This window comes from Stenotrophomonas sp. STK17_22 (genome assembly GCF_051983905.1).
GTDB lineage: Bacteria > Pseudomonadota > Gammaproteobacteria > Xanthomonadales > Xanthomonadaceae > Stenotrophomonas > Stenotrophomonas maltophilia_A.
In genome coordinates this window covers 299247-322313 of record NZ_CP197010.1, presented here as the reverse complement: position 1 = coordinate 322313, position 23067 = coordinate 299247, and the positions used below count along the sequence as shown (strand labels likewise).

Annotated in this window: 23 protein-coding genes and 1 tRNA gene; 11 read left to right on the top strand and 13 right to left on the bottom strand. The window is 65.9% G+C overall.

Features of this window, described 5'->3' with window-relative positions; genetic code table 11:
- Positions 1–102: 102 nt before the first annotated feature.
- From ACSYS9_RS01420 to ACSYS9_RS01410, 3 genes are read left to right on the top strand one after another with little or no spacing between them, the layout of a single operon-like run.
- The gene (locus ACSYS9_RS01420; protein ID WP_071229387.1) at positions 103–792 is read left to right on the top strand and encodes an ABC transporter ATP-binding protein; all 690 of its coding nucleotides are present in this window, start codon (positions 103–105) and stop codon (positions 790–792) included.
- Positions 793–806: 14 nt separating this feature from the next.
- On the top strand, positions 807–1964 hold the full coding sequence (locus ACSYS9_RS01415; RefSeq protein ID WP_071229388.1) for an ABC transporter permease: 1158 nt from the start codon (positions 807–809) through the stop codon (positions 1962–1964).
- Positions 1965–1977: 13 nt separating this feature from the next.
- Positions 1978–3300 carry an ABC transporter permease gene (locus ACSYS9_RS01410; RefSeq protein WP_071229389.1) on the top strand — a complete coding sequence of 441 codons (1323 nt, stop codon included), beginning with the start codon at positions 1978–1980 and terminating at the stop codon, positions 3298–3300.
- A 74-nt stretch (positions 3301–3374) separates the two neighbouring features.
- Here ACSYS9_RS01410 and ACSYS9_RS01405 read toward each other — a convergent pair whose 3' ends face one another.
- A complete protein-coding gene (locus tag ACSYS9_RS01405; RefSeq protein ID WP_071229390.1) occupies positions 3375–3674 on the bottom strand; it encodes a YrhB domain-containing protein in 300 nt (99 codons plus the stop codon).
- 358 nt (positions 3675–4032) lie between these two features.
- Here ACSYS9_RS01405 and ACSYS9_RS01400 point away from each other — a divergent pair, with 358 nt between their 5' ends.
- The gene (locus ACSYS9_RS01400; protein ID WP_071229391.1) at positions 4033–6858 is read left to right on the top strand and encodes a TonB-dependent receptor; all 2826 of its coding nucleotides are present in this window, start codon (positions 4033–4035) and stop codon (positions 6856–6858) included.
- A 117-nt stretch (positions 6859–6975) separates the two neighbouring features.
- Here ACSYS9_RS01400 and rarD read toward each other — a convergent pair whose 3' ends face one another.
- Both rarD and yedA read right to left on the bottom strand, forming a co-directional pair.
- Positions 6976–7872 carry an EamA family transporter RarD gene (gene rarD, locus ACSYS9_RS01395; protein ID WP_032128173.1) on the bottom strand — a complete coding sequence of 299 codons (897 nt, stop codon included), beginning with the start codon at positions 7870–7872 and terminating at the stop codon, positions 6976–6978.
- Positions 7869–8774, bottom strand: coding sequence for a drug/metabolite exporter YedA (yedA, locus tag ACSYS9_RS01390; RefSeq protein WP_032128174.1), 906 nt, complete (start codon positions 8772–8774; stop codon positions 7869–7871). The genes rarD and yedA overlap by 4 nt, the downstream gene beginning before the upstream one ends.
- A 223-nt stretch (positions 8775–8997) precedes the next feature.
- Between yedA and ACSYS9_RS01385 the strand changes: the two genes are divergently transcribed.
- Both ACSYS9_RS01385 and ACSYS9_RS01380 read left to right on the top strand, forming a co-directional pair.
- Positions 8998–10332 (top strand): MFS transporter, encoded by a 1335-nt coding sequence (locus tag ACSYS9_RS01385; protein WP_071229392.1) that lies wholly within the window; start codon positions 8998–9000, stop codon positions 10330–10332.
- 67 nt (positions 10333–10399) lie between these two features.
- Positions 10400–10699: a hypothetical protein gene (locus ACSYS9_RS01380; RefSeq protein ID WP_071229393.1), complete on the top strand. Its 300-nt coding sequence runs from the start codon at positions 10400–10402 to the stop codon at positions 10697–10699.
- 112 nt (positions 10700–10811) lie between these two features.
- Here the strand turns inward: ACSYS9_RS01380 and ACSYS9_RS01375 are convergent, their stop codons facing one another.
- The 4 genes from ACSYS9_RS01375 to ACSYS9_RS01360 all read right to left on the bottom strand — a co-directional run bounded on the left by ACSYS9_RS01375 (position 10812) and on the right by ACSYS9_RS01360 (position 15421).
- Positions 10812–12464: a M28 family metallopeptidase gene (locus ACSYS9_RS01375; protein WP_071229394.1), complete on the bottom strand. Its 1653-nt coding sequence runs from the start codon at positions 12462–12464 to the stop codon at positions 10812–10814.
- A gap of 105 nt (positions 12465–12569) precedes the next feature.
- A complete protein-coding gene (locus tag ACSYS9_RS01370) occupies positions 12570–13502 on the bottom strand; it encodes an MBL fold metallo-hydrolase (protein ID WP_071229395.1) in 933 nt (310 codons plus the stop codon).
- A 156-nt stretch (positions 13503–13658) separates the two neighbouring features.
- Positions 13659–13961, bottom strand: coding sequence for a hypothetical protein (locus ACSYS9_RS01365; RefSeq protein ID WP_065724234.1), 303 nt, complete (start codon positions 13959–13961; stop codon positions 13659–13661).
- A 167-nt stretch (positions 13962–14128) separates the two neighbouring features.
- Positions 14129–15421, bottom strand: a complete 1293-nt coding sequence (locus ACSYS9_RS01360; protein ID WP_071229396.1) for a tryptophan--tRNA ligase — start codon at positions 15419–15421, stop codon at positions 14129–14131.
- A 108-nt stretch (positions 15422–15529) separates the two neighbouring features.
- Here ACSYS9_RS01360 and ACSYS9_RS01355 point away from each other — a divergent pair, with 108 nt between their 5' ends.
- Positions 15530–16330, top strand: coding sequence for a hypothetical protein (locus ACSYS9_RS01355; protein WP_071229397.1), 801 nt, complete (start codon positions 15530–15532; stop codon positions 16328–16330).
- Between the two features lie 73 nt (positions 16331–16403).
- Here ACSYS9_RS01355 and ACSYS9_RS01350 read toward each other — a convergent pair whose 3' ends face one another.
- The 3 genes from ACSYS9_RS01350 to rocF form a co-directional block, all read right to left on the bottom strand.
- Positions 16404–16625 (bottom strand): CsbD family protein, encoded by a 222-nt coding sequence (locus ACSYS9_RS01350; protein WP_004153772.1) that lies wholly within the window; start codon positions 16623–16625, stop codon positions 16404–16406.
- A 203-nt stretch (positions 16626–16828) separates the two neighbouring features.
- Positions 16829–16966: an entericidin A/B family lipoprotein gene (locus tag ACSYS9_RS01345; RefSeq protein WP_014035659.1), complete on the bottom strand. Its 138-nt coding sequence runs from the start codon at positions 16964–16966 to the stop codon at positions 16829–16831.
- 162 nt (positions 16967–17128) lie between these two features.
- Entirely contained in the window at positions 17129–18049 is a 921-nt protein-coding gene (rocF, locus tag ACSYS9_RS01340) for an arginase (protein ID WP_004153767.1), read from the bottom strand.
- Between the two features lie 130 nt (positions 18050–18179).
- Between rocF and ACSYS9_RS01335 the strand changes: the two genes are divergently transcribed.
- On the top strand, positions 18180–18527 hold the full coding sequence (locus ACSYS9_RS01335; protein ID WP_071229398.1) for a hypothetical protein: 348 nt from the start codon (positions 18180–18182) through the stop codon (positions 18525–18527).
- Between the two features lie 24 nt (positions 18528–18551).
- Here ACSYS9_RS01335 and ACSYS9_RS01330 read toward each other — a convergent pair whose 3' ends face one another.
- Positions 18552–19322, bottom strand: a complete 771-nt coding sequence (locus ACSYS9_RS01330; RefSeq protein WP_071229399.1) for a DUF3011 domain-containing protein — start codon at positions 19320–19322, stop codon at positions 18552–18554.
- Between the two features lie 594 nt (positions 19323–19916).
- Between ACSYS9_RS01330 and ACSYS9_RS01325 the strand changes: the two genes are divergently transcribed.
- From ACSYS9_RS01325 to ACSYS9_RS01315, 3 genes are all read left to right on the top strand, one after another.
- Positions 19917–20321: a hypothetical protein gene (locus ACSYS9_RS01325; protein WP_071229400.1), complete on the top strand. Its 405-nt coding sequence runs from the start codon at positions 19917–19919 to the stop codon at positions 20319–20321.
- Positions 20322–20549: 228 nt separating this feature from the next.
- Positions 20550–21152, top strand: coding sequence for a hypothetical protein (locus ACSYS9_RS01320; protein WP_143048254.1), 603 nt, complete (start codon positions 20550–20552; stop codon positions 21150–21152).
- A 54-nt stretch (positions 21153–21206) separates the two neighbouring features.
- Positions 21207–21992: a hypothetical protein gene (locus ACSYS9_RS01315; RefSeq protein ID WP_143048255.1), complete on the top strand. Its 786-nt coding sequence runs from the start codon at positions 21207–21209 to the stop codon at positions 21990–21992.
- Between the two features lie 111 nt (positions 21993–22103).
- Here the strand turns inward: ACSYS9_RS01315 and ACSYS9_RS01310 are convergent.
- Together ACSYS9_RS01310 and ACSYS9_RS01305 are read right to left on the bottom strand one after the other, a co-directional pair.
- Positions 22104–22179 (bottom strand) — tRNA-Thr (locus tag ACSYS9_RS01310).
- A gap of 40 nt (positions 22180–22219) precedes the next feature.
- Entirely contained in the window at positions 22220–23065 is an 846-nt protein-coding gene (locus ACSYS9_RS01305) for an SPOR domain-containing protein (protein ID WP_071229401.1), read from the bottom strand.
- Positions 23066–23067: the final 2 nt, after the last annotated feature.

Here is a 23067-nt window from a genome sequence, read left to right as displayed (position 1 = left end):
CGGCCTGGCGCCTGCGGGCGCCGCCGGCAACACCGCTCGACGCATGCCTGCGGCCACCGCCGTGGTGCTTCCCCGTTTCCCGCCTTCCGTGGAGAACCACCCATGTCGACCCTGGTTTCATTGCGCAACATCACCAAGACCTACCAGCGCGGCCCCGAAAAGGTGCAGGTGCTGCACGGCATCGACCTGGACATCGCCAGCGGCGACTTCGTCGCACTGATGGGTCCGTCCGGCTCAGGCAAGACCACCCTGCTCAACCTGATCGGCGGCCTGGACAACCCCAGCGGCGGCGAGATCAGCATCGAAGGCGAGCGCATCGACCAGATGAGCGGCGGCCAGCTGTCGACCTGGCGCAGCCACCACGTCGGCTTCGTGTTCCAGTTCTACAACCTGATGCCGATGCTGACCGCGCAGAAGAACGTGGAGCTGCCGCTGCTGCTGACCCATCTCAATGCCGCGCAGCGCCGCCGCAATGCCGAGATCGCGCTGACCCTGGTCGGCCTGGCCGACCGCCGCAACCACCGACCGAATGAGCTGTCCGGCGGCCAGCAGCAGCGCGTGGCGATCGCGCGGGCGATCGTCTCCGACCCGACCTTCCTGATCTGCGACGAGCCCACCGGCGACCTCGACCGCCAGTCCGCCGAGGAGATCCTCGGCCTGCTGCAGCAGCTCAACCGCGAGCATGGCAAGACCATCATCATGGTCACCCATGACCCGAAGGCCGCCGAGTACGCCACGCACACGGTGCACCTGGACAAGGGCGAGCTGGCCGACGCGCCGCTGGCCCACTGACGGAGGCCACGGCGATGAAATACTTCTCGTTGGTGTGGGCGCAGCTGTTCCGCAGCCGCACCCGTACATTGCTGACCCTGCTTTCGGTGGTGGCCGCCTTTCTGCTGTTCGGCATGCTCGATTCGGTCCGCGTGGCGTTCAATTCCGGCGGCAGCGTGGAGGGCGCCAATCGGCTGGTGGTGGCCTCACGACTGTCGATCACCCAATCGCTGCCGATCCGCCTGGAAGCGCAGGTGCGGCAGGTGGCCGGCGTGCGCGACGTGGCCTACGGCATGTGGTTCGGCGGCATCTACCAGGACCCGAAGAACTTCTTCCCGAACTTCTCGGTGTCACCCAACTACTTCGACGTCTACCGTGAACTGCAGATCGATCCGGCGCAGCTGGAAGACTGGAAGCAGACCCGCACCGGCGCCATCGTCGGCGAAACGCTGGCCAAGCAGTTCGGCTGGAAGATCGGCGACACCATCCCGCTGCAGGCAACCATCTTCCCGCGTGGCGGCAGCAATGACTGGCCGTTGGAACTGAAGGGCATCTTCCGCTCGAAGGACCGCACACAAGCGGGCAACGAAGAACGCCAGTTGATGATGAACTGGAAGTACTTCGATGAATCCAACGACTACATCAAGAACCAGGTGAGCTACTACACGATCACCCTGGACAACCCTGACCAGTCCTCGCGGGTGGCGCAGGCCATCGATGCGATTTCTGCCAACTCCGACCACGAGACCAAGACACAGACCGAATCGGCGTTCCAGCAGGCCTTCGTCAAGCAGTTCGCGGACATCGGCATGATCGTTACGTCGATCATGGGTGCGGTGTTCTTCACCCTGCTGCTGTTGACCGGCAACACCATGGCGCAGGCGGTGCGCGAGCGCGTGCCCGAACTGGCCACGCTGAAGACGCTGGGCTTCAAGGATGGCACCGTGCTGTCGCTGGTGATGATCGAGTCGGTGCTGCTGGTGGGCCTTGGCGGCCTGCTCGGCATGGTGCTGGCCTCGCTGGTGCTGCCGGTGGTGGCCGCGAACTTCGGCGGCGTGCTGCCCGCGCATGTGCCGTGGAATACTTGGCTGCTGGGCGTCGCCCTGGTGCTGCTGATCGGCACCATTGTCGGCCTGCTGCCCGCGCTGCGTGCCAAGCGCCTGAAGATCGTCGACGCACTGGCCGGCCGCTGAGGAGAACGCAGACATGTTCAAGAGCAAACTCAAGAAGTGGCTGGGCAACGGCGTGACGGTGCTGCTGCTGGTGATCGGCCTGGTGCTGTGGATCAGCCTGCCGTGGATCGGCGTGCTGGCCGTGGCCGTGCTGGTGGCACTGTGGCTGCTGCTGACCCGCGGTGGGCGACTTGCACTGGCCGCCACCCGCATCGGCGTGGCCAGCCTGCCGCAGCGCTGGGGCGCGTCCTCGGTGATCGTGGTCGGCATCGCTGGCGTGGTCGGCGTGCTGGTGGCGATGCTGGCGATGGGCGAAGGCTTCCAGGCCACGCTCAACAACACCGGCGATGACACCACCGCCATCGTGCTGCGCGGCGGCTCGCAGGCCGAAATCAACTCGGTCATCACCCGCGAACAGGTGCCGACGCTGTCCACCCTGCCCGGCATCAGCCGCGATGCCGAAGGCCGGCCGCTGCTGTCACCGGAGCTGTCGCAGGTGGTCAACCTGGTATCGAAGTCTGATGGCACCGACGTCAACGCGCAGTTCCGCGGCGTCGGCCCGCAGGCGTGGGCGTTGCATGACAAGGTCAAGATCGTCGAAGGCCGCACGTTCGCCACCGGCCTGCGCGAGATCGTGGTCGGCCAGGGCGCCAAGGGCCAGTTCCGCGATCTGGACGTTGGCAAGACGCTGACGCTGGGCAACCAGACCTGGACCGTGGTGGGTGTGTTCGCCACCGGCGATGCGCATGATTCGGAACTGTGGACCGACGCCGATACGCTGGCCACCACCTACCAGCGCAGTGCGTGGCAGTCGATCAGCGTGCGCACCGATGGCAAGGCCGGCTTCGAGCAGTTCAAGGCCGCCGTCGCCGCCGACCCGCGCCTGAAACTGGACGTGGAAACCACCCGCGTCTACTACAGCAAGCAGGGCGGCGGGCTGACCAAGCTGATCGACATCCTCGGCAAGGTGATCGGCACCATCATGGCGGTCGGTGCGGTGTTCGGCGCGCTCAACACCATGTACGCGGCGGTCGCCACGCGTGCGCGCGAGATCGCCACCATGCGCGCGATCGGCTTCCGCGGCCTGCCGGTGGTGACGGCGGTAATGCTGGAGACGATGCTGCTGGCACTGCTCGGCGGCCTGCTGGGGTGTGCGGTGGCATGGCTGCTGTTCAATGGCTACAGCGTGTCCACCATCGGCAGCAACTTCAGCGCAGTGGTGTTCAAGTTCCATGTGTCGCCGGAACTGCTGTGGACCGGCCTGAAATGGGCGCTGGGCATCGGCCTGGTCGGCGGCCTGTTCCCGGCGCTGCGCGCGGCGCGTTTGCCGATCACCACGGCGTTGCGCGAAACCTGAGCATCACGCAGCGACAGACTGCGCATCCTGCAGAGGGACGGAGCGAAAGCTCCGTCCCTTTTTCGTTGCCGAACTCAGAAATCCGCCGCCGCGGCATCAGACGGCAGGGCGCGCAGTGCCAGATGCTGACGCAGGGCTTCTTCAGGCGCATATGCCGTGCCCAGCGCGTGCTGCTCGCCCGTCTGCCTGTCGAAGAAGATCGGCCCATTGCCGGCCAGCGCGTCTGAGATCTCGCCGGATTGCAGGTAGCGCAACGACTGGAAGCAGAACAGCCAGCCTTCGACCACCTCATGCTCGTTCGTGATGACAACCGGTTCTTCGTCGTCGACAAGTGCAGCCTCCACGCGACGGCGTGCCTCTTCAAGATGAATCACTCCTTCATCTCCTTCGTTCGGTGACAACGAGACGAGCATTCCATGCAGGTGGGCGCGTCGCAACTGAAGAGCGCCTGGGCATGGTTGTGCACTGCGACGTGTTGTCGCAACCGCTCAAGCATGCCGGGTTTGTGCCGCTATCGATGCCTCTGCCCATCGCAAACGCAGCGCGCGTGACGCAGCGCACAGCGCATCTGTGGATTGTTGGTTGCGATTCATTTTCGCGCACTTCTATCGGCGTCGAGACAAACAGTTACGAATGGAAACATTCTAGAATCGCGCCCCCCACGTTGGTTTGCAGCACCCCACGCGCCCATAGAACGGGCGCATGTTTTTCCTGAAACACGAGATTTCACGGATGTCCCTGAAAACCACTCCGCTGCGCAACGCGATCGTCATCGCGCTGGCCGCCAGCTGCACCACCCCCGCCTTCGCACAGAGCACCGGCGACGCCACCACCACTCTCGACCGCATCGAAATCACCGGCTCGCGCATCCGCCAGGCCAGTGTCGAGACCGCACAGCCGGTGATCGCGCTCAACCGCGCCGAGATCGAGAAGAAGGGCTACGTCAACGTCGCCGACATCCTGCAGGACATTCCCGCCGCAGGTTCGCCGAGCATGGGCCGCGCGTCTTCGCTGACCTCCTCGCGCGACTTCGGCGGCATGTACGTCAGCCTGCGCAACCTCGGCCCGGAACGCAGCCTGGTGCTGATCGACGGCCGCCGCATGGGCGTCAGCGCCGGAGGCTACTCCGACCTGGCCTCGATTCCGTCGGCCATCGTCGAGCGCGTGGAAGTGCTGACCGATGGCGCGTCCGCGCTGTACGGCTCGGACGCCATCGCCGGCGTGGTCAACATCATCACCCGCAAGAACTTCGACGGTGGCCAAGCCAGCGTCTATGTCGGCCAGTACGGCCAGGGTGACGGCCAGAAGCGCTCCTACAGCGCCACCTTCGGCAAGACCTTCGACCGCGGCTGGTTCACCGTGGGTGCTGAGCGCACCAAGGAAGACGAAGTGCTGGGCAAGGATCGCGAGTTCAGCCGCTATCCCAACGGCCCGCGCCACCCGACCGACAACCTGAACGGCAACACCCCGTGGGGCTACGTCACCGTCGGTGGCAAGAACCTGACCGTGGGCCCGGGCGGCGATCCGAGCCAGAAGGGCAACTTCCACGCGCCGGATCCGGCCGATGGTGCCAACAGCAAGACCAACATGAGCCTGCTGACCGGCCTGGAGCGCACCTCGGTGTTCGCCAACGGCGGCTTCTCGATCACCGACGACCTGCGCATCGTCGCCGACGCGCTGTACAGCAAGCGCGAATCGACCAAGCAGCTGGCCGGCTACCCGTACTCGGTCAGCGCCGCCCAGGCGCGCAACGGCAGCCGTGCCGCCCTGTCCAAGGACAGCACGTTCAACCTGTGGGGCCAGGATGTGCTGTTCGCGCACCGCTCCGAGGAGCTGCCGCGCGGCACCGAGAACAATCTGGAGACCAAGCGCGCCAGCATCGGCCTGGAAGGCAGCTTCGAAACCGGTTCGCGGTACTGGGACTGGAACGTCAGCTACATGTACAACCGCAATGAAGGCGAGCGCATCGGTACCGGCAGCATGTACCAGCCGCACGTCAACCAGGCCGTCGGCCCGTCCTTCATGGATGGCAACGTGGCCCGCTGCGGCTCACCGGGTGCGGTGATCGCCGGCTGCGTGCCGTGGAACCCGGCTGCGCCGATGGGTTATACCGGCCCTGGCTCGCTGAGCAACCAGGACGTACAGGACTACCTGTTCGCCCGCTTCGTCGACAAGATGAAGAGCACCACCAAGGTGGCCAGCGCCAACATCTCCGGTTCGCTGTTCACCCTGCCGGCCGGCGACATCATGGGCGCGATGGGCTTCGAGCACCGCAGCGAAGAAGCCAGCTACACCCCGGACATGCGGGTGCAGAAGGGTGAGATTACCGGCACCACCGGCCAGCCGACCCGTGGCGACTACTCGCTCAACGAGGTCTACCTGGAGCTGCAGGTGCCACTGCTGGCCGATCTGCCGTTCGCGCGCGAACTGTCGCTGGACGTGGCCGGTCGCTACTCGGATTACAACAACTTCGGCTCGACCACCAACAGCAAGTTCGGCCTGAAGTGGAAGCCGATCGACAGCCTGCTGGTACGCGCCACCTACGGCACCGGCTTCCGTGCACCGACCGTGGATGACCTGTACGGTGGCACCGTCAGTACCCGCGATTCGTTCACCGATCCGTGCGATACCTCGTTCGGTACCGCGGCCACCAGCCCGACCGTTGCTGCCCGTTGCCAGGCGCTGAAGGTGCCGGCCAACTTCCGCCAGCTCAACAGCGATGGCACCGTTGCCACCAAGCCGGGCCAGCAGTCGACCGTCGACTTCAACTCGGGTTCCAACGCGGCGCTGAAGCCGGAAACCGCCAAGACCTGGACCGTGGGCCTGGTGTACAGCCCGGACTTCGTGGCCGGCCTGGATGTCAGCCTCGACTGGTGGAAGATCCGCATCAACAACGCCATCGTCTCCGAGACCACCAACAGCATTCTCGAGCAGTGCTATGTGCAGGGTTCGGACGCCGCCTGTGGCCGCTTCACCCGTGGCAGCAACGGCCAGGTCAACAGCCTGGACCGCTCGCTGGTCAATGCCGGTTTCCGCGAAACCGCCGGCTATGACATCAACGTGCGTTACCGCCTGCCGGAAACCACGTTCGGCCAGTTCGCCGTCAACTGGAACACCACCTACACCGACTACCTGAAGCAGCGCAACGACAACGCCGCGACCACGCCGGTGGAGCAGCGCACCAGCTGGGGCGGCGACTTCCGCGTCCGCTCGACCTTCAACCTGGATTGGCAGTACGGCGACCTCGGCATCGGCTGGACCGCGCGCTACTACTCCAGCATGAAGGAGAAGTGCTCGTACATGGACGAGTGCAACCTGCCGGGCTTCAGTTCGTCGTACACCAGTGCATCGCCGACCAACAAGGTGGGCTCCAACACCTTCCACGACCTGCAGGTGCGCTACAGCCTGCCGTGGGACGGCACCGTGTCGCTGGGCGTGAACAACGTCTTCGACCACCAGGGTCCGATCATGTACAGCCAGCCGAACAGCAGCTTCACCTACTACGGTGGCTTCGACATCGGCCGCTTCATGTACATGAAGTACCAGCAGCGCTTCTAAGCCTGCAACCGCGTTCCCGTCACAGCCAACTCTCTCCTGGCTGTGGATGGAAGCAGAGCGGCGCCCCTCGGGGCGCCGCTCTTTTTGTGCACACGTGTCAGCCGAGCGGACGCGGCGCTAGCGCTTGGCGCGCATCGTGCGGATGTTGTCGCCGACGAACAGCACCAGGCCGGCCCAGATCGCGGCAAAGCCGATCGCCTTGGCGGTGTCGAACGCTTCGTGGAAGAAGAACACACCCAGCAGCAGCTGCAGGCTCGGCGCGATGTACTGCAGGATGCCGACCAGCGACAGCGGAATGCGCTTCACGCCGTAGGCGAAGCCGATCAGCGGCACGGCGGTGACTGCGCCGCCGAAGATCAGCAGCAGGTCGTTGCGCCAGCCCCAGCCATGGAAGAACGCGCCGCCATGGCCGTTCTCGGCCCAGATCGCGAAGGCCAGCGCCGGCAGGAACAGGTACATGCTTTCCACGCCCAGGCCGGCCACCGGGTCGACCGAAACCAGCTTGCGCAACAGGCCATACAGGCCGAACGAACAGGCCAGGCCCAGCGCGATCCACGGCGGTGTACCGGCGTCGATGGTCAGCCAGGCCACGCCCACCGCCGCCATTGCCACCGCCACCCACTGCAGGCGGCGCAGGCGTTCCTTCAGCACCAGCACGCCCAGCAGCACGTTCACCAGCGGGTTGATGAAGTAGCCCAGGCTGGTCTCGATGACATGGCCGGCGTTGACCGCCCAGATGTACAGGCCCCAGTTGAAGGCGATGGTCAGGCTCGACACCAGCAGGATCGGCAGCGCACGCGGCTGCGCGGCGATCTTCTGCCACCAGCCCAGGCGCGAGCTGATCAGCAGCCAGCCCAGCACCAGCACGGTGCTCCAGATGATGCGGTGGGCGATGATCTGGAACGAGGGCACCTCGTTGAGCAGGTGCCAGTACACCGGCACCAGGCCCCAGATCACGAAGGTGGACGCGGTGACCAGCAGGCCCCGGCGTTGTTCTTTCTCATCCATGCTCATTTCTTTCTCGTCCTTGCCATCGTCAGCACCACCACACCCAGAAGAATCACCACCATCGCCAACAGGTCGCGCCAGCCGAAACGCTCACCGTTGAGCAGTGCGCCCAGCAGCACCGCGATCACCGGATTGACGTACGCGTAGCTGCCCGCCAGCGCGGGGCGCACGTTCTGCAGCAGCCACACGTAGGCGGTGAACGCGACGATGGAGCCGAACACGCACAGGTAGGCCATCGCCAGCAGGCCACCGGTATCGGGCAGCGTGGTCGGGCGCTCGCCTACCGCCAGGCCGATCAGCACCAGCAGCACGCCGCCGCAGAGCATCTGCCCGGCAGCGGTCATGAACGGGCCCGGCAGGTCCAGCCCACGCGCCCACACCGAACCGAAGGCCCAGCCGATCGGCGCGATCAGCAGCAGCACCAGCCCGGTCGGCGAGGCCGTCAGGCTGCTGCCGGCGTTGAGCCAGACCACGCCCAGGAAGCCGATGGCGATGCCCAGCCATTCGCCACGGCTGGCGTGCTGGCCGCGCAGCGCCGAGAACAGCGCCATCCACAGCGGCACCGAGGCCACTGCGGTGGCGGCCAGGCCCGAGGACACCTCACGCTCGGCCAGCACCACCATGCCGTTGCCCAGCACCAGCATGGTCACGCCCATGATGACCAGGTTGCGCCACTGCCGCAGGGTCGGGTTCGGCATCTTCCAGAACAGGCGCAAGGCCAGGAACATCAGGCCACCGGCAATGATGAAGCGGCTGCCGGAGACCATCGTCAGCGGTAGCGCGCCGCCGTGCAGGGCCTTGGCGATGCCCAGGTAGGTCGAGCCCCAGACCACGTAGACCAGCAGCAGAGCCAGCGCGACAAGGCCACCCCGGGGGGCAGCCGCAGACGAAGAGGGGGGAGCCGACATGACACACCAGGGAGCCGGGGGAAGGCGGATTCTAGGACGTTTTGAGTATGGTCCGGGACCCCATACGGTGGCACGCTGTCATCCATCCATGCACCCTGCTCTGGTCTGCTACCCCGTGTTGACGGCCGATGCAGTACCAAGAGGGCTGCCCGGCCGCGCCGCCCCAAGGCCGTGCGCCGTTTTCCCTGCGCACGGACGCGCCGCATCGAGGATTCCCACCCAGATGAGCACCACGTCCCAACCTGCCGTACCCGCGAACGACCGCGCTGCCCTGCGCAGGTCGATCTCCAACACCCTCAAAGGCTCCGCCGGCAACCTGGTGGAGTGGTATGACGTCTACGTGTACTCGGTGTTCGCCGTGTACTTCGAATCGCAGTTCTTCTCGCCGGACGACAAGAACTCCACGATGTACGTGTGGGCGATCTTCGCCGCCACGTTCCTGATGCGCCCGATCGGTGCCTGGTTCTTCGGCCGCTTCGCCGACCGCCATGGCCGCCGCCTGGCACTGACCGTCTCGGTCACGCTGATGGCGCTGTGCTCGTTCCTGATCGCCATCACCCCCACCGCCGCCAGCATCGGCATCTGGGCCGCAGTCATCCTGCTGTTCGCGCGCCTGCTGCAGGGCTTTGCCACCGGCGGCGAGTACGGCGCCAGCGCCACCTACATGTCCGAGGCCGCCATTCCCGGCCGTCGCGGCTTCCTGTCCTCCTTCCACTACGTCACCCTGGTCGGCGGCCACGTGCTGGCCCAGCTGACCCTGCTGCTGATGCTGACCTTCTGGGGCAAGCCGGAGATCTCCGAGTGGGGCTGGCGCATCGCCTTCGGCATCGGCGGCATCGCCGCGGTGGTGGTGTTCTGGCTGCGCCGTGGCATGGACGAGTCGCTGTCGGAGTCGTCCATCGAGGCCGCGCGCGAGGGCAAGGCAAAGAAGTCCGGTTCGATGTACGAGTTGTTCGTGCACCAGTGGCGGCCGCTGCTGCTCTGCTTCCTGATCACCGCTGGCGGCACCGTGGCCTTCTACACCTACTCGGTGAACGGCCCGAAGATGATCCAGAGCGCCTTCGCCGGCAACGATCCGATGACCGGCACGCTGATCAACCTGGGCGTGCTGGCGTTCCTGATGGTGCTGCAGCCGGTCGGCGGCTGGCTGTCGGACATCATCGGCCGCAAGACCCTGCTGGTGTTCTTCGGCGTCGGCGGCGTGCTGTACAGCTGGTACCTGATCACCCAGCTGCCGCACCAGCATGACGCCACCCTGGCCTTCCTGACCCTGGCGCTGGCGTTCGTCATCCTCACCGGCTACACCTCGATCAACGCGGTGGTGAAGGCCGAGCTGTTCCCCACCCACGTGCGTGCACTGGGCGTGGGCCTGGGCTATGCGCTGGCCAACTCGCTGTTCGGCGGCACCGCCCCGCTGCTGTACCAGGGCGCGCTGAAGACCGGCCACGTCGACTGGTTCGCCATCTACGTGACCGCGACGATCGCGGTATCGTTGGTGGTCTATGTGTTCTTCCTTACCAACAAGGGCCCGAACTGGCTCGACGGCACCCGCAAGTAAGCGCGTTGCCCTGATCGCGGCCACCGGTGCACTGCCGGTGGCCGCTGCGTCTCCCGCCACGCCATTGATGTGGATCGCGGCGACGCTGGCCGCAGCCACGGCATTGGCCTGGCTGCTGCGCCGCCCCAACGCGCAGGCCGCGTGGCCGCGCATCGGATTCGGGATTGCCCTGCTGGTGTTCTGCGCCGCGCTGGCGCTGCAGCTGGCGGTGGACCTGGGCAGCGGCCACAGCTCGCTGCAACTGCGCCTGCATCGCGGCATCAATGCAGGGTCGCCGGTTGGACTGCGCACGATGGTGGCGTGCTATCTGGCAGCGCTCGCCGCCAGTGGCTGGGGCGCGTGGAAGCTGCTGCGCCGGCGCAGGTAGTGCCGGCCGCTGGCCGGCAACGCCACCTCTTTCGGTAGTGCCGGCCGCTGGCCGGCAACCTCATGAACCTCCGGAAAGAGCAGGGAGTTGCCGGCCAGCGGCCGGCACTACCTCAACGGCGGGCCGCTTCGCTCTTGTCGCGCGCGCCGCGGAACTCCGATTCCTTTTCCCACGTCGGCCAGCGGCGGCTGTTGGCCAGCTCGGCGCCCAGGTCGTAGACCAGCAGGGTGTCGGCGGCATGGCCGCTCGGGTCCCAGCTCGGGGTCCACGCATCGCAGGCCTGGTGGTAGCAGTCGGCGAAGTACTTCTCGCGCAGCGCGCGGCCGGCTTCAACGCCGCCGTCCAGCTTGTCCAGGCCCGGGCCGATGGTGATCGCCGGCACGCCCAGGCGGGCGAAGGCGAAGTGGTCGGCACGGTAGAAGAAGCCGGCTTCCAGATTCGGGTCCGGGCTGTAGCTGCGGCCGCGGGCCTTGGCCACGCGTTCCAGGTCACCTTCCAGCGAGACCCGGCCCTTGCCCCACGACGCGATGTCACGGGTCGCACCATCCGGGCTGAACATCTCGATGTTCAGTACTGCGGCGGTCTTGTCCAGTGGCGCCAGCGGGTGCGCGGCGTAGTAGCTGGCACCCAGCAGGCCCTTCTCTTCGGCGGTGAGAGCCACGAAGTACAGCGTGCGCTGCGGCTGCGGGCCGGCGGCGAACACCCGGCCCAGTTCCAGCACGGTGGCCACACCGGTGGCGTTGTCGATCGCACCGCGGCGGATGCGGTCACCCTTGGCGTCGGCCTGGCCGATACCAAAGGCATCCCAGTGCGCCGAGAAGATCACCGCCTCGTCGGCATGCTCGCCACCGGGCAGCTTGGCCACCACGTTGCGGGTCACCACCTGCTCGCGCTTGAGCGCGAAATCAACGCTCAGCTTCGCGTTGTCCAGCGCCACCGGACGGAAGTCGGCGCGCATCGACTTGCGCTTCTCGGCATCGAAGTCGAGGCCGGCGTCGGCGAAGATCGCCTCGGCCAGTTCGCGCTGCATCCAGCCACGCAGCGGGGTGTGCTGGGCCATCGCCTCGGCCTGGCCGCGCTCGATGTCGAACAGCGGCGAAGTGCCCGAGCTCTTCACCGTGGCCCAGCCATAGGCGGCCGGTGCGGTCTCGTGCACGATCAACACGCCCTCGGCGCCACGGCGCGCGGCTTCCTCGAACTTGTAGGTCCAGCGGCCGTAGTAGGTCACCGCCTTGCCGTCGAACGCGCCCGGCGCATCGGCTTCGAAATCGGCGTCGTTGATCAGCACGACGGCGATCTTGCCGTGCAGGTCCACGTCCTTGTAGTCGTTCCACTGGCGTTCCGGCGCGTCGATGCCGTAGCCGACGAACACCAGCGGCGCATCCTTGATCTGCACGCGCTTACGCGGCTGCAGGCTCTGCAGGGTCACGTCCACGCCGTTGGCCAGCGCGCGCTTGCCCTGCTTCAGCGACAGGCTGGCCTTGGCCGCGCCCTCCAGCTGTGCGCGCACCAGCGGCACCGGCTGCACCCAGCTGCCATCCACGCCACCCGGCTGCAGGCCGTAGCTGCGGAACTGCTCGATCAGGTACTGCACCGTGCGCTCTTCGCCCTCGGTGGCCGGCGCGCGGCCCTCGAATTCATCCGATGCCAGCACATGCACGTGGCGCGATAGTGCCTGCGGATCGATACCGCCGCCGGGCAGGTCGTTGGCCGCATGGGCCAGGCCACCGACAAACAGGCAGGACGACAGCAGCAACACGCGCATCGGATTCACGGCAGTACCACGGCTAGCTTGGAAGTCACCAGAGTGTAACGTGGTCGTGACATCACGGCGCAGCCTGGGTCCACGTCATCCACGCATGACGTGGATCTACCTGCTGATGCGGTCCAGCCAGCAGGCCAGGCCCTGCGCGTTGAGTTCGATGTCCATCGCCAGCACCGCAGTCACCGCCGCATCGTCCAGCGCACAGCCATGCAGCTGTGCACGTTCCAGGTACAGCGCCTGCAGTGCGGCCAGCAGGCAGCGGTGGCGGTCCGGTCGGCCATCGCACTGGCGGCCGATGGCGGCCATCGCATCGATCTGCTCGAACAGGTCATCGGCCAGTTTCTCCACCTGTTCCACACGACCGTAGTGGGTCAGGTACATCGCCTGCGGCGCGTAATCGAGCATGCGCCGGATCGAGGCCTTCATCGCCTCCGGATCGAACTGCACCGGCGATGAGGTGGGGAAGATGAAAGCACCCTGCGCACTATCCAGCTCGCGGTAGGAGATGCCGAACGTATCGCCGGTGAACCAGCTGCGGCTGCGCGCATCCCACACGCAGTAGTGGTGCAGCGCGTGGCCCGGGGTATGTAGCAGCACCAGCTCGCGGCCGGCCAGATCGATGCGGTGGCCGTCTTCGGCCGCCACCACACGGTGCTCCGGAATCGCCTCGATGCGACCATAGCTGCGCGCGATCTCTTCGGCGCCATACACCGCCGTGGCACCCGCGATCAGGCGGGTCGGATCGATCATGTGCGGCGCACCGCGCGGGTGCAGCACCGCCTTCGCATTCGGCAACTGCTGCATCAGCAGGCCTGCACCGCCTGCATGATCCAGATGCACGTGGGTGAGCAGCAGCCAGTCCACCGCCTCCACGCCCAGGCCGGCATCCGCCAGCGCCTGCAGCATCGCCGGCACCGACAGGCCGGTGCCGCAGTCGACGAACGCAGCACGGCCGTTTTCAACGATCAGATACGCCGCGTCGAAATCCGGGCGCTGGAAACCGGTATCGATGGTGTGGATGCTGGGGTCGGCGGTCATCGGCACGCACCTGGCAGGATCGGGAACAGACCCCCATGGTAGGCGCGCAGGCGGCCCGGGTTCGATGCGGCTTTGGTCGGGTAGTGCCGGCCGCTGGCCGGCAACCTCGGGATAGCCAGGAGAATGCATGTGCCGGCCAGCGGCCGGCACTACCGATCAGCCGGAGCGCAATGCGAACCGCGGCCGCAGCAACAGGGCCAACACCAGCACCGCCAGGAACGCGCCGTAGGCGTACAGCACCGCCAGCACCTGCGGCCAGATCGGGCCCGCGCCCGGCTGCACCACGCCAATGCGGTAGCCCCACAGCATCGACACGATGCTCAGCGCGAATGCGAGCACCAGGGTGGTGCTGTCGAACAGGCGCCGCCGCGCGGTGCGCGGCTGGCGCGGGAACAGCCAGTACAGGCTGCCCAGCAGCAGGAACCAGGGCAGGAACAGCAGCAGCGACAACCAGGCCATCGCAGACTCCATGTCATCGCGCCGGAGGCGCGCGGACATCATGCCATGACCTTCGTTCACGGGTAGTGCCGGCCGCTGGCCGGCATTCCCTATGCAAGTGCCGTGGTAGTGCCGGCCGCTGGCCGGCGTTTTCCATGGAGTTGCCGGCCAGCGGCCGGCACTACCCCTTACGCTTCGCGCAGCATGGCCAGGGCAGCCAGCACGGCGTCCACCTCGGCGTCCAGCTTGAACAGCTCGCTCTGCAACTGGTCACCCTGCTCGGCCTGCTTGATCACGGCAATCAACTGCCCCGCATCGCGCGGCGAATCGAAACCTTCGCTCTGGATCAGCAGGGTGCCGTCACCAGCGGTCAGCTTGAAGTAGAAGCGGCCATCCTTCTCGCGGTACTGCTTGAACAGCGGCGGTGCCACGCGGGCCACGCCGGCATCCTCGCTGGCGATATCACCCGCGCTGGACAGATCACGCAGGCCGACCGCATGGCGCAGCTCGTCCAGCAGCGGTGCCGCCAGCTGCTCGCGCAGCTGCTGGCCACGGCGCTTGAGCAGCGCCTCGATCTTCTCCGGCTCGGCCATCAGCGCGTTGTAGCGCTCGCGCAGCGGCGAGAGCTCGCTGTCGATGCGCTCGAACAGCTGCTGCTTGGCATCGCCCCAGCTGATGCCGGCAGCGAACGCGTTGGCGAATTCCGCGGTCTGTTCCGGGGTGGCGAACGCCTGGTACATCTGGAACAGCGCCGAGCCCTCGGTGTCCTTCGGCTCGCCGGGTGCGCGCGAGTCGGTCAGGATCGAGAACACCAGCTTCTTCAGCTCTTCGCGCGGCACGAACAGCGGAATGGTGTTGTGGTAGCTCTTGCTCATCTTGCGGCCATCCAGGCCCGCCAGCGTCGCCACCTGCTCGTCGATCACCACGTCCGGCAGCGGGAAGTACTCCTTGCCGTACACATGGTTGAAGCGCTGGGCGAAGTCGCGCGCCATCTCGATATGCTGGATCTGGTCGCGGCCCACCGGCACCTGGTTGGCCTTGAAGATCAGGATGTCGGCGGCCATCAGCACCGGGTACATGAACAGGCCGGCGCTGACGCCTGCGTCCTCGTCCACGCCTTCCTCGCGGTTCTTGTCCACGGCCGCCTTGTAGGCGTGCGCGCGGTTGAGGATGCCCTTGCTGGCGATGGCGGTCAGGAACCACATCAGCTCGGTGGTCTCGCGGATGTCGCTCTGGCGGTAGAACCACACGTGTTCCGGGTCCAGGCCGCAGGCCAGCCAGCTGGCCGCGATCTCCAGGGTCGCGCGCTGGGTGCGCTGCGGGTCCTGCGACTTGATCAGGCTGTGCAGGTCGGCCAGGAAGAAGAAGCTCTCGATCCCCGGCGCGCGGCTGGCCGCGATGGCCGGACGGATGGCGCCAACGTAGTTGCCCAGGTGGGGCGTGCCGGAGGGGGTGATGCCGGTAAGGACTCGGGTCGTCATGACTGCGTGGGGTAACCTTCGATGAACGGGGCCAGTTTACCTTGCACGCCACCAACCCCGTCAGGGCCTGCGGCGCGTTCATTCACGCAACCCCGCTGGAGACGCCCGATGAAACGCCTGCTGCCCCTGCTGCTGATCCTGCCCTTGGCCGGCTTCCGCCCGGCCCCGATGCCGCCGCCGGTGTACGACGGCGGCCCCGTGCGCATGGCCCTGGTCGACCGCGACCGCGGCACCGAACTGCGCAGCTACCCCGCCGAGGGCCAGCGCTGGGTGGCCGGCGAGCGCGGCCACCGCTACGCCGTGCGCCTGTACAACGACAGCCCGCGCCGGGTGCTGGTGGTGCTGTCGGTAGACGGCGTCAACGCCATCTCCGGCGAAGATGCCGATCCTTCGCAGACCGGCTACGTGCTCAATCCCGGCCAGCGCGCCGACATCACCGGCTGGCGCAAGAGCCAGGACGAAGTGGCGCAGTTCGTGTTCAGCAGCCCCAGCGGCAGTTATGCCAGCCGCACCGGCCGCCCGGACAACATCGGCGTGGTGGGCGTAGCGGTGTTCGAGGAAGCGCGCCGCTGGCGTCCGGATCCGATCCTGCGCCGTGGCCTGCCGCTGCCAGCCCCGGCGGCGGAAGCATCGGCCGATGCCAGCGCCAGCAGCAGCCGCATCGAGGGCTACGCCAGCAAGTCGCAGGCGCCAGCGCTGGGCACCGGCCACGGTGCACGCGAGCAGTCTTCGGTGCGCGATACCGACTTCGAACGCGCCAGCCGCAGCCCCGCACAGGTACTGCAGCTGCGTTACGACAGCGCCCGCAACCTGCGCGCACGCGGCATCCTGGTGGATTCGCCGTCGCGCCTGCCGCGCGAACCACAGGCCTTCCCGAACCGCTACGTGCCGGACCCGCCGGCGCGCTGATCGTCCCGCCCAGACAACACAACGCCCGCAACCTTACGGTGCGGGCGTCGTGCTGTGGGGGAAGCCGAAGTGCTTACTTGTAGTCCGGGTAGTCCTTGCTCACGGCGTCCTGGAACTCGCGCACTTCCTTCTCCGCGCGGTCCTTGGCCCAGCCATAACGTTCCTGCAGGCGGCCGGCCAGGTATTCGGCATTGCCTTCGGCCACATCGAAGTCGTCGTTGGTCAGATCGCCCCACTTGGCCTGGGCCTTGCCCTTCAGCTGCGACCACTTGCCGGAAATGATGTCTTTGTTCATTGCTGGGAGTCCTTGGTTGCAACGGCGTTCTTACCGTGGCTCCAGCTTGGCGTGGCGCCCGTTGAATACCGGTCAACCGGCAATGAAATACATGCTCACCTGCTTGAATGGTTCACTCCGCTTCGACAGCCATGCGGCAAACAGCGCGCACAAAAAAGGCCGGGAAGATTCCCGGCCTTTCCGCTTTCCAATCCGCGCCGGGCTCACTTGCCCTTGGCGGCGTCCTCAACCTTTTCACCGGCCTTCTGCACGTCCTTGCCGGCACCGGCAACGGTGTTGCAACCGGCCAGCAGGGCCACCGAGAACATCGACAACAGCATCAGGGCAACTACGCGCTTCATGGGCTTCTCCTTGGGTTCGCCGCTACACCGCTTCATTCGCGGATGGGGTTCTATCGCTCGGCGGGAGAAGGCCAACGCCCACCGCCGCCGCGTGAAGTGCAATCTGGCGGCTGCGGCGTGGAGCGGGTGTGAACGGATCGACGATCCGTTCAGGCCCGGCGCTCAGTCGCGCATCAGCGTGGACTTGCCGAACAGGCTTTCGACCAGGTCCACGGCCAGTTCGGCGGTGGCATTCTGCTTGTCCAGCAAGGGGTTGAGCTCGACGATGTCCAACGACCCCATGCGTCCGGTGTCGGCAATCATTTCCATCACCAGCTGCGCCTCGCGGTAGTTCACTCCACCCGGCACGGTGGTGCCCACGCCCGGCGCGATGCTCGGGTCGAGGAAGTCCACATCGAAGCTGACATGCAGGTGGGTGTTCTCGTCGATGCCGGCCAGCGCCGCTTCCACCGCGCGCTTCATGCCGTTCTCATCGATGTAGCGCATGTCGTAGACATCCACCTTGTGGGTCTTGATCAGGCGCTTCTCTTCCGGGTCCACCGAACGGATGCCGATCTGGTGCATCTGCGCCGGGGTGATCGCCGGCGACGTGCCGCCCAGGCGGGTCAGCGCGTCCGGACCGAGGCCGCACAGGCAGGCCACCGGCATGCCATGGATGTTGCCCGACGGGGTCACATCGCTGGTGTTGAAATCCGAATGGGCATCCAGCCACAGCACGCGCAGGGTCTTGCCCTGTTCGCGGCACCAGCGCGCCACGGCGGTGATCGAACCGATGCCCAGGCAATGGTCGCCGCCGAGCATGATCGGCATGCGGCCAGCCTGCAGTTCGGCGTAGCTGGCTTCCATCAGTGCATGGTTCCACGCCACCACTTCATCCAGGTGGCGGTAACCCTCGACCGGGGCGGTCCACGGGTTGCGCGGGCCATCCAGGTTGCCCAGGTCGCGCACGTCCACGCCGCGCGCCTCCAGCGCCTCCGGCAGGCCCGCCACGCGCAGCGCTTCCGGGCCAAGCCGGGCACCACGATGGCCCGCACCCACGTCGGTGGGAACGCCAATCAGGGATACGGAGATGGGATGGGCCATGGGTGCCTCCTGCGGGGGAAAAAGAAGCACAGTCTAGCCAGAGGGATGTGACACCACTCGCGGCGGTGCAGCAGGACATTGGCATGGCATGATGCCGCGCGGACCCAGCCGCCCCTCATGGAAGATTGCGATGTCGCCCTTCATCAATACCGCGTGGCCACGCTTTTTCACCGTGGCGCTGCCCATCGCCGTTTTCGCAGTTTTTTTGAGCAACTCGATCGATGCGTCGCCGAATGGCTGGCTGATGCAGGCGACGCTGCTGGTGGTGCCGTTCTCCATCCTGGTGTTCCTTGGGCTTGGCTGGCAGCGTCTGCGCAAGGCACACGCCGAATATCCGATCCTGAAAAGCGAGCCGCAGCGGATGCTGGCAGCGTTGATCGGCAACGTGAAGGTGGCGGCGCTGTGGTTTGGCCTGACGTTCGCCAGCATGTTCGCCCTGATGCTGGCATGGGTGTTGCTGCGAACATCAGGCGGCTGACGGAGGTCCCAGCCTGCGACGAACTCAACCGCCGCGGCGGCGAACCGGCGTCACGCTCTGCACCTGGCCGTTGTTGCGCATCATGCACAGGAAGCGGCCATCGGGATAATCGATGATGAGTTCCTGGTAATCGCTGCCCACCGGCATCTGGGTCACCAGCGTGCCCTGCGCACCCTTGCGCATATTGCAGGAGCCCAGCGCGGTATCGCCCGCTGGCGCGCTGTTGGCCGCCTTGGACACATTGCGGAACACCGCACGGCAGCCACCATTCACCCACACCGAATGCCGCGACGGGCCCCAGTTCTGGCCTTGTTCGCAGCGGGTGTGGCTGAGCTGGCGCACGATTTCCACGTTGCCACGGGTATCCATGTCGCACGACACCTGCTGCTGGCCAGTGGATTCGCAGGTGACTTCGCGCGGCAGCGCCGCGTCGTTGTCGTCATCGTGGCGACGGTGGTCACGATGTCCAGACGGTGCGGGCGTTCCGCTGGCACTGACCTGGCAGATGCCATTGGCGCCGCCTCGGCCGGTGTAGCTGATCTGCGGCGTGCCGTCCTCGTTGCTGCTGATCGACAGCGTGATGCCACTGTTGGCATCGCGTGCTTCGAAGTAGCGGTCGTTGAAGCGCTTCAGCGTGGCCTCGCGGCCCTGCACGTAGACCGGCCCGCCATCGTCGGCGTGCACATCGATGCCGCCTGGGCAGCGGGCGTTGAAGAACGGCACGGCGGCCATGGCCGGGGTAACGAAAGCGGTGGACAACAGTGCGACGGTAAGCGACAGGGCATGGCGACGCATGTGCGGATCCCGAAGGGGCCCAGGATGGGCGTGTGGCGGCAGTATGCGGTGCAGCGCTGCGGGCTGTCCGTGAGGAATATCAATTTCCGGGTAGCGCGCGTGGGGATTCATGTCTGGTAGGGTGTTCTGGAAGCCCTGCCGGGGAAGTTAAGCCAGCTTTATTTCCTGGGCCATGAAAGGCCGTGCGACCGCAATGACGCACCAGGATTCATCGTTGGTTGCAGCCCCGCGCGAAATGTCGCTTCTGGCATTGCGATGCTCGAAACGGGCCAAACGCGATAATTCATTTTTCCTTTCAGATCACCCGATGCCATCGAAACAAACGACTGGCAGGCGGTGATTTCACGTGCGCATGATGAATCGCCACCTGCAAGGGTGGCCGGGACTTCCAAGCCCGTGTTGTCAACGATGTATACGCTTGCCAGCCGGCGTCGTCCTCCCAAGTACGGCGCCGGCTGGCAATCCGTTAGCCGATCGACGGCGGGCGGTGCGTGGGGGCCTCGTGCCCGCCGATTCGTTGACCCGGTCTTGGAAGCCACGCATCGCCCGCCACCCTATCGTGGCGGCACCTCTGTTCCTGACGAGGATGCCCGCATGTCCAACGCCCATCACCCCTACCTGACCGCAACCCTGGGCGAGGCTGCCCTGCGCCTGCCGCCGGAACTGGCGCAGCCGTTGGAAGCGGCCTTCGCCGCTGCGAACGAAGCGCCCGCGCCGATCAATCTTCCCGGCTGCCTGCAGCGCATCCGCGCCGGTGATGCCGCCGACGGACAGCCGTGGACGGGGCCCGCCAGCACACCCGGCCCGGCCGTGGCCGCCGCACGCCGGGACCGCGCTGCGGTTGGCCTGGTGTCGCTGCTGGAGCTGTATCACGCCGCTGAGCGCGTGCGCGTGGATGGGGAAGAGAAAGACGATATCGGCGATGGTGCGCGCGAGGGGCTGATATTGGCCTGCCGTGGTTTGGCGGAGTATGTGGCGTTGCAGGTGGGTGGGAGGTAGCTGGCGAGAGCTTCTGCACAAACGCCCGGATTCTACTTCGCTGTGGAATGCTTCCTTGCACTCGCACACGCGCGCCTCATTTCCGAGAGTGATACTCGACGACACCGACGGATACTCAATTCCAAGACCGAAGTCACATCTACCTCTGTCGATCTCATTTCAACTGCTCCGCGTGGTTTCGAAACCACGGTGGACCACGCATCCTTCTAGACCAAGGAGAGATCTAGCATGAGAATGAATTCCAAGAGCATACTGGCCGCCTCCACTATCGCATTGGGAAGCGCACTTCTGTTCACAGGTTGCACCCTGAAGAGTGTTCGAGCTTATGGCGAGTGCAGTGGAAAACAAGCAGGTGGCGGAGAGTGCAAGGCGGGTATGGAAGTTATCTGGGAAGGGGACGGTGGTGGGAAGAGGAGCATCTACAACTCCCTGCTCTCGTCTCTCAGCGTACTCCCAGATGCCGCCACGTTTGAGCTGGATACATCCGGATCAACCATACCGTATCCTGCCACGGGCAATGCGGTACTCCGGGTAAAGAACGTCGCTACCGGTGCAATCAGCGCGTCCCAAACGTTTTCATGGGTCAGGACAGGCACCGTGATCCGAGTTGCGGATCCTAACGCGGTGAATGCCTGGATATACGCAAATGTGGGTAATGGCGATGCCTTGAGCTACGACCTGCTCCCCTTCCATTCGGCATACGGAAATGGCCCGCAGGTTATCGCTGGGCAAGCCAAACAGGAAGGCATTACCAAGGCGAGCTACTACCTGGAGTTCGAAGGACGGGATTGCGTCAACCACCCGTCGCCGCACTTGTGCATGGAGATGTAGTAAACAACAGGAGATGCGGGTGCACCTTGAGCACCCGCACCTTTGGGAGAAGCGATGAAAGGAGTCGTACTCGCCGCATTCGCCGCCTCCATCCTGGCAGGCTGCGCCACAACGATTGGATTTCCACAAGGCATCCCTCCGGATGGCTATACCGAGCTGGTGTCCACGCCTCTCGGGCCATTCCGCTACTTCCGGTCTCTCTCCATTGTTCCAGGGCACAAGGACCTGCCCGCTCTGGAATCGTTTCACTGCACCAACACCCAGCACGGAATACTGCTCTTGATGGCTGCAGGATCACAGATTGACGTTGCCGATACCTGTACGCGCATTGATGCAGCAGCGAAGTTCTCCGAATCATGGATAGAAGCAAAGGCGAACAGATACCGGATTCTTCTCGCGCCAACGGATACCGCCGCGACGATACAGTCGCGTGCTTTGGGATCGTTCTCGGGTGGGAAGACATTGGCACTTGCGGCTTCGATACATGACGACCGCGGACGGACAGTTGCAAACCTTGTCGATCTGGTCGCACACGAGACATTCCATGCGCTGGGTCATGCCACAAGGCACCCTCAGGCGCTTGATGAACGCATCGCCTACTACGCCGGGCTCTGCGCACAGCTTCAGGTAAATGGCGTTGTTCGAGAGGATTCGCTGCCTGGAGCCGCCATCGGCACGGACGACGCTGCAGTGCAGCTGTCTTCGCAAGCAGCCTATCGTGTCCGTCTCGAGACCTATCCCCTTCTCGTCGATGGCCGCATTCGAATGAATGAACAGTCTGGCGAACGTATGCTCCAGCGTTGCAACCAACTCAGAAGGGGTCTTACGAGGTCGCGTTGAACACGCCTGCAGACCCACATTCTTTCCAGAACGGCAACGCACAAAAAAACCCGCCATTGCAGCGGGTTGATTGTTCCCCGTAGACATGTGCGGATGCCAAGGGATCGAAGATGGTGCCGCTTATCCGAATCGAACGGATGACCTACTGTTTACAAGACAGTTGCTCTACCAACTGAGCTAAAGCGGCATGGGTGGTGCACCGGCGGCAGCGCCGCGGTCCGGGGATTCTAGCGCAACCGCGTGCATTCCAGCGACCGGCTCTGTGCCGCCCCGCTGCGCTGCTGGGCCTGGGCCGGCTGCGTGCCCGCCGCCAGCTGCCCTTCCAGCCACCATTGGCCGGCGTCGCCGCTGGCGACCAGGCGCGGCTGGAAGCCGGCGGCCTGCACCGCCGCCATGCGCCGTTCGGCGCCTTCGCGGTTGCGGTACTGGCCCAGCGCCACGGCGTTGGCTTCCTCGCCCTGGCTGATGATGTAGTAGTCGCTCAGGCCGGCGGCGACGATGCGCTTCACCGTGGCCTGCGCTTCGTCGCGGTTGGCCGCGGCCGGCAGCATCACCCGGTAACGGGCACTGCCGCTGGCAGCGGGCTGTTCGCGCAGGCGCACCTGGCTGAGCAGCGTGCCGGCCTTGCCCTGCGCGCTGCTCGCGGCGGCGCGGTCGGCGAACGGGCCCAGCGCGACGCAGCGCGGCGGCTCGGCGGCCTCGGGCGGGGTTACGGGCTTTTCCGCTGCCGGAACGGGTACAGGCGGTGTTACCGGCTTGGCAGCGGCAGCAACCGGCGCAGCCTCAGCCACCTGCGGCTTGGCGATCTCCGGCTTTGCCGGCGCGGGTGCAGGCGTCGCAGCCACTGCGGTCTTCGCGGCCGGTTCGCGCTCCATCAGCGGTGCGGTCGGGGCGGCGGCGGTGGCCTCGGCTGCGGCATTGGCATCCGCGCCACCGGGCACCCAGCGCAGCTCGGCGACGCCAGCCGGTTGCGGCGCAGGCGCAGGCTTCTGCGGCGCATCGCGCAGCAGCCACCAGCAGGCGACGCCGAGATTGAGAATGGCCAGTACGACGATCAGGGCACGGGTCAGCATGC

Coding starts and splice junctions, on each gene's coding strand:
- ACSYS9_RS01420 (WP_071229387.1), top strand. CDS start 103: ATGTCGACCCTGGTTTCATTGCGCAACATCACCAAGACCTACCAGCGC.
- ACSYS9_RS01415 (WP_071229388.1), top strand. CDS start 807: ATGAAATACTTCTCGTTGGTGTGGGCGCAGCTGTTCCGCAGCCGCACC.
- ACSYS9_RS01410 (WP_071229389.1), top strand. CDS start 1,978: ATGTTCAAGAGCAAACTCAAGAAGTGGCTGGGCAACGGCGTGACGGTG.
- ACSYS9_RS01400 (WP_071229391.1), top strand. CDS start 4,033: ATGTCCCTGAAAACCACTCCGCTGCGCAACGCGATCGTCATCGCGCTG.
- rarD (WP_032128173.1), bottom strand. CDS start 7,872: ATGAGCATGGATGAGAAAGAACAACGCCGGGGCCTGCTGGTCACCGCG.
- yedA (WP_032128174.1), bottom strand. CDS start 8,774: ATGTCGGCTCCCCCCTCTTCGTCTGCGGCTGCCCCCCGGGGTGGCCTT.
- ACSYS9_RS01385 (WP_071229392.1), top strand. CDS start 8,998: ATGAGCACCACGTCCCAACCTGCCGTACCCGCGAACGACCGCGCTGCC.
- ACSYS9_RS01380 (WP_071229393.1), top strand. CDS start 10,400: ATGTGGATCGCGGCGACGCTGGCCGCAGCCACGGCATTGGCCTGGCTG.
- ACSYS9_RS01375 (WP_071229394.1), bottom strand. CDS start 12,464: ATGCGCGTGTTGCTGCTGTCGTCCTGCCTGTTTGTCGGTGGCCTGGCC.
- ACSYS9_RS01370 (WP_071229395.1), bottom strand. CDS start 13,502: ATGACCGCCGACCCCAGCATCCACACCATCGATACCGGTTTCCAGCGC.
- ACSYS9_RS01365 (WP_065724234.1), bottom strand. CDS start 13,961: ATGGCCTGGTTGTCGCTGCTGCTGTTCCTGCCCTGGTTCCTGCTGCTG.
- ACSYS9_RS01360 (WP_071229396.1), bottom strand. CDS start 15,421: ATGACGACCCGAGTCCTTACCGGCATCACCCCCTCCGGCACGCCCCAC.
- ACSYS9_RS01355 (WP_071229397.1), top strand. CDS start 15,530: ATGAAACGCCTGCTGCCCCTGCTGCTGATCCTGCCCTTGGCCGGCTTC.
- ACSYS9_RS01350 (WP_004153772.1), bottom strand. CDS start 16,625: ATGAACAAAGACATCATTTCCGGCAAGTGGTCGCAGCTGAAGGGCAAG.
- ACSYS9_RS01345 (WP_014035659.1), bottom strand. CDS start 16,966: ATGAAGCGCGTAGTTGCCCTGATGCTGTTGTCGATGTTCTCGGTGGCC.
- rocF (WP_004153767.1), bottom strand. CDS start 18,049: ATGGCCCATCCCATCTCCGTATCCCTGATTGGCGTTCCCACCGACGTG.
- ACSYS9_RS01335 (WP_071229398.1), top strand. CDS start 18,180: ATGTCGCCCTTCATCAATACCGCGTGGCCACGCTTTTTCACCGTGGCG.
- ACSYS9_RS01330 (WP_071229399.1), bottom strand. CDS start 19,322: ATGCGTCGCCATGCCCTGTCGCTTACCGTCGCACTGTTGTCCACCGCT.
- ACSYS9_RS01325 (WP_071229400.1), top strand. CDS start 19,917: ATGTCCAACGCCCATCACCCCTACCTGACCGCAACCCTGGGCGAGGCT.
- ACSYS9_RS01320 (WP_143048254.1), top strand. CDS start 20,550: ATGAGAATGAATTCCAAGAGCATACTGGCCGCCTCCACTATCGCATTG.
- ACSYS9_RS01315 (WP_143048255.1), top strand. CDS start 21,207: ATGAAAGGAGTCGTACTCGCCGCATTCGCCGCCTCCATCCTGGCAGGC.
- ACSYS9_RS01305 (WP_071229401.1), bottom strand. CDS start 23,065: ATGCTGACCCGTGCCCTGATCGTCGTACTGGCCATTCTCAATCTCGGC.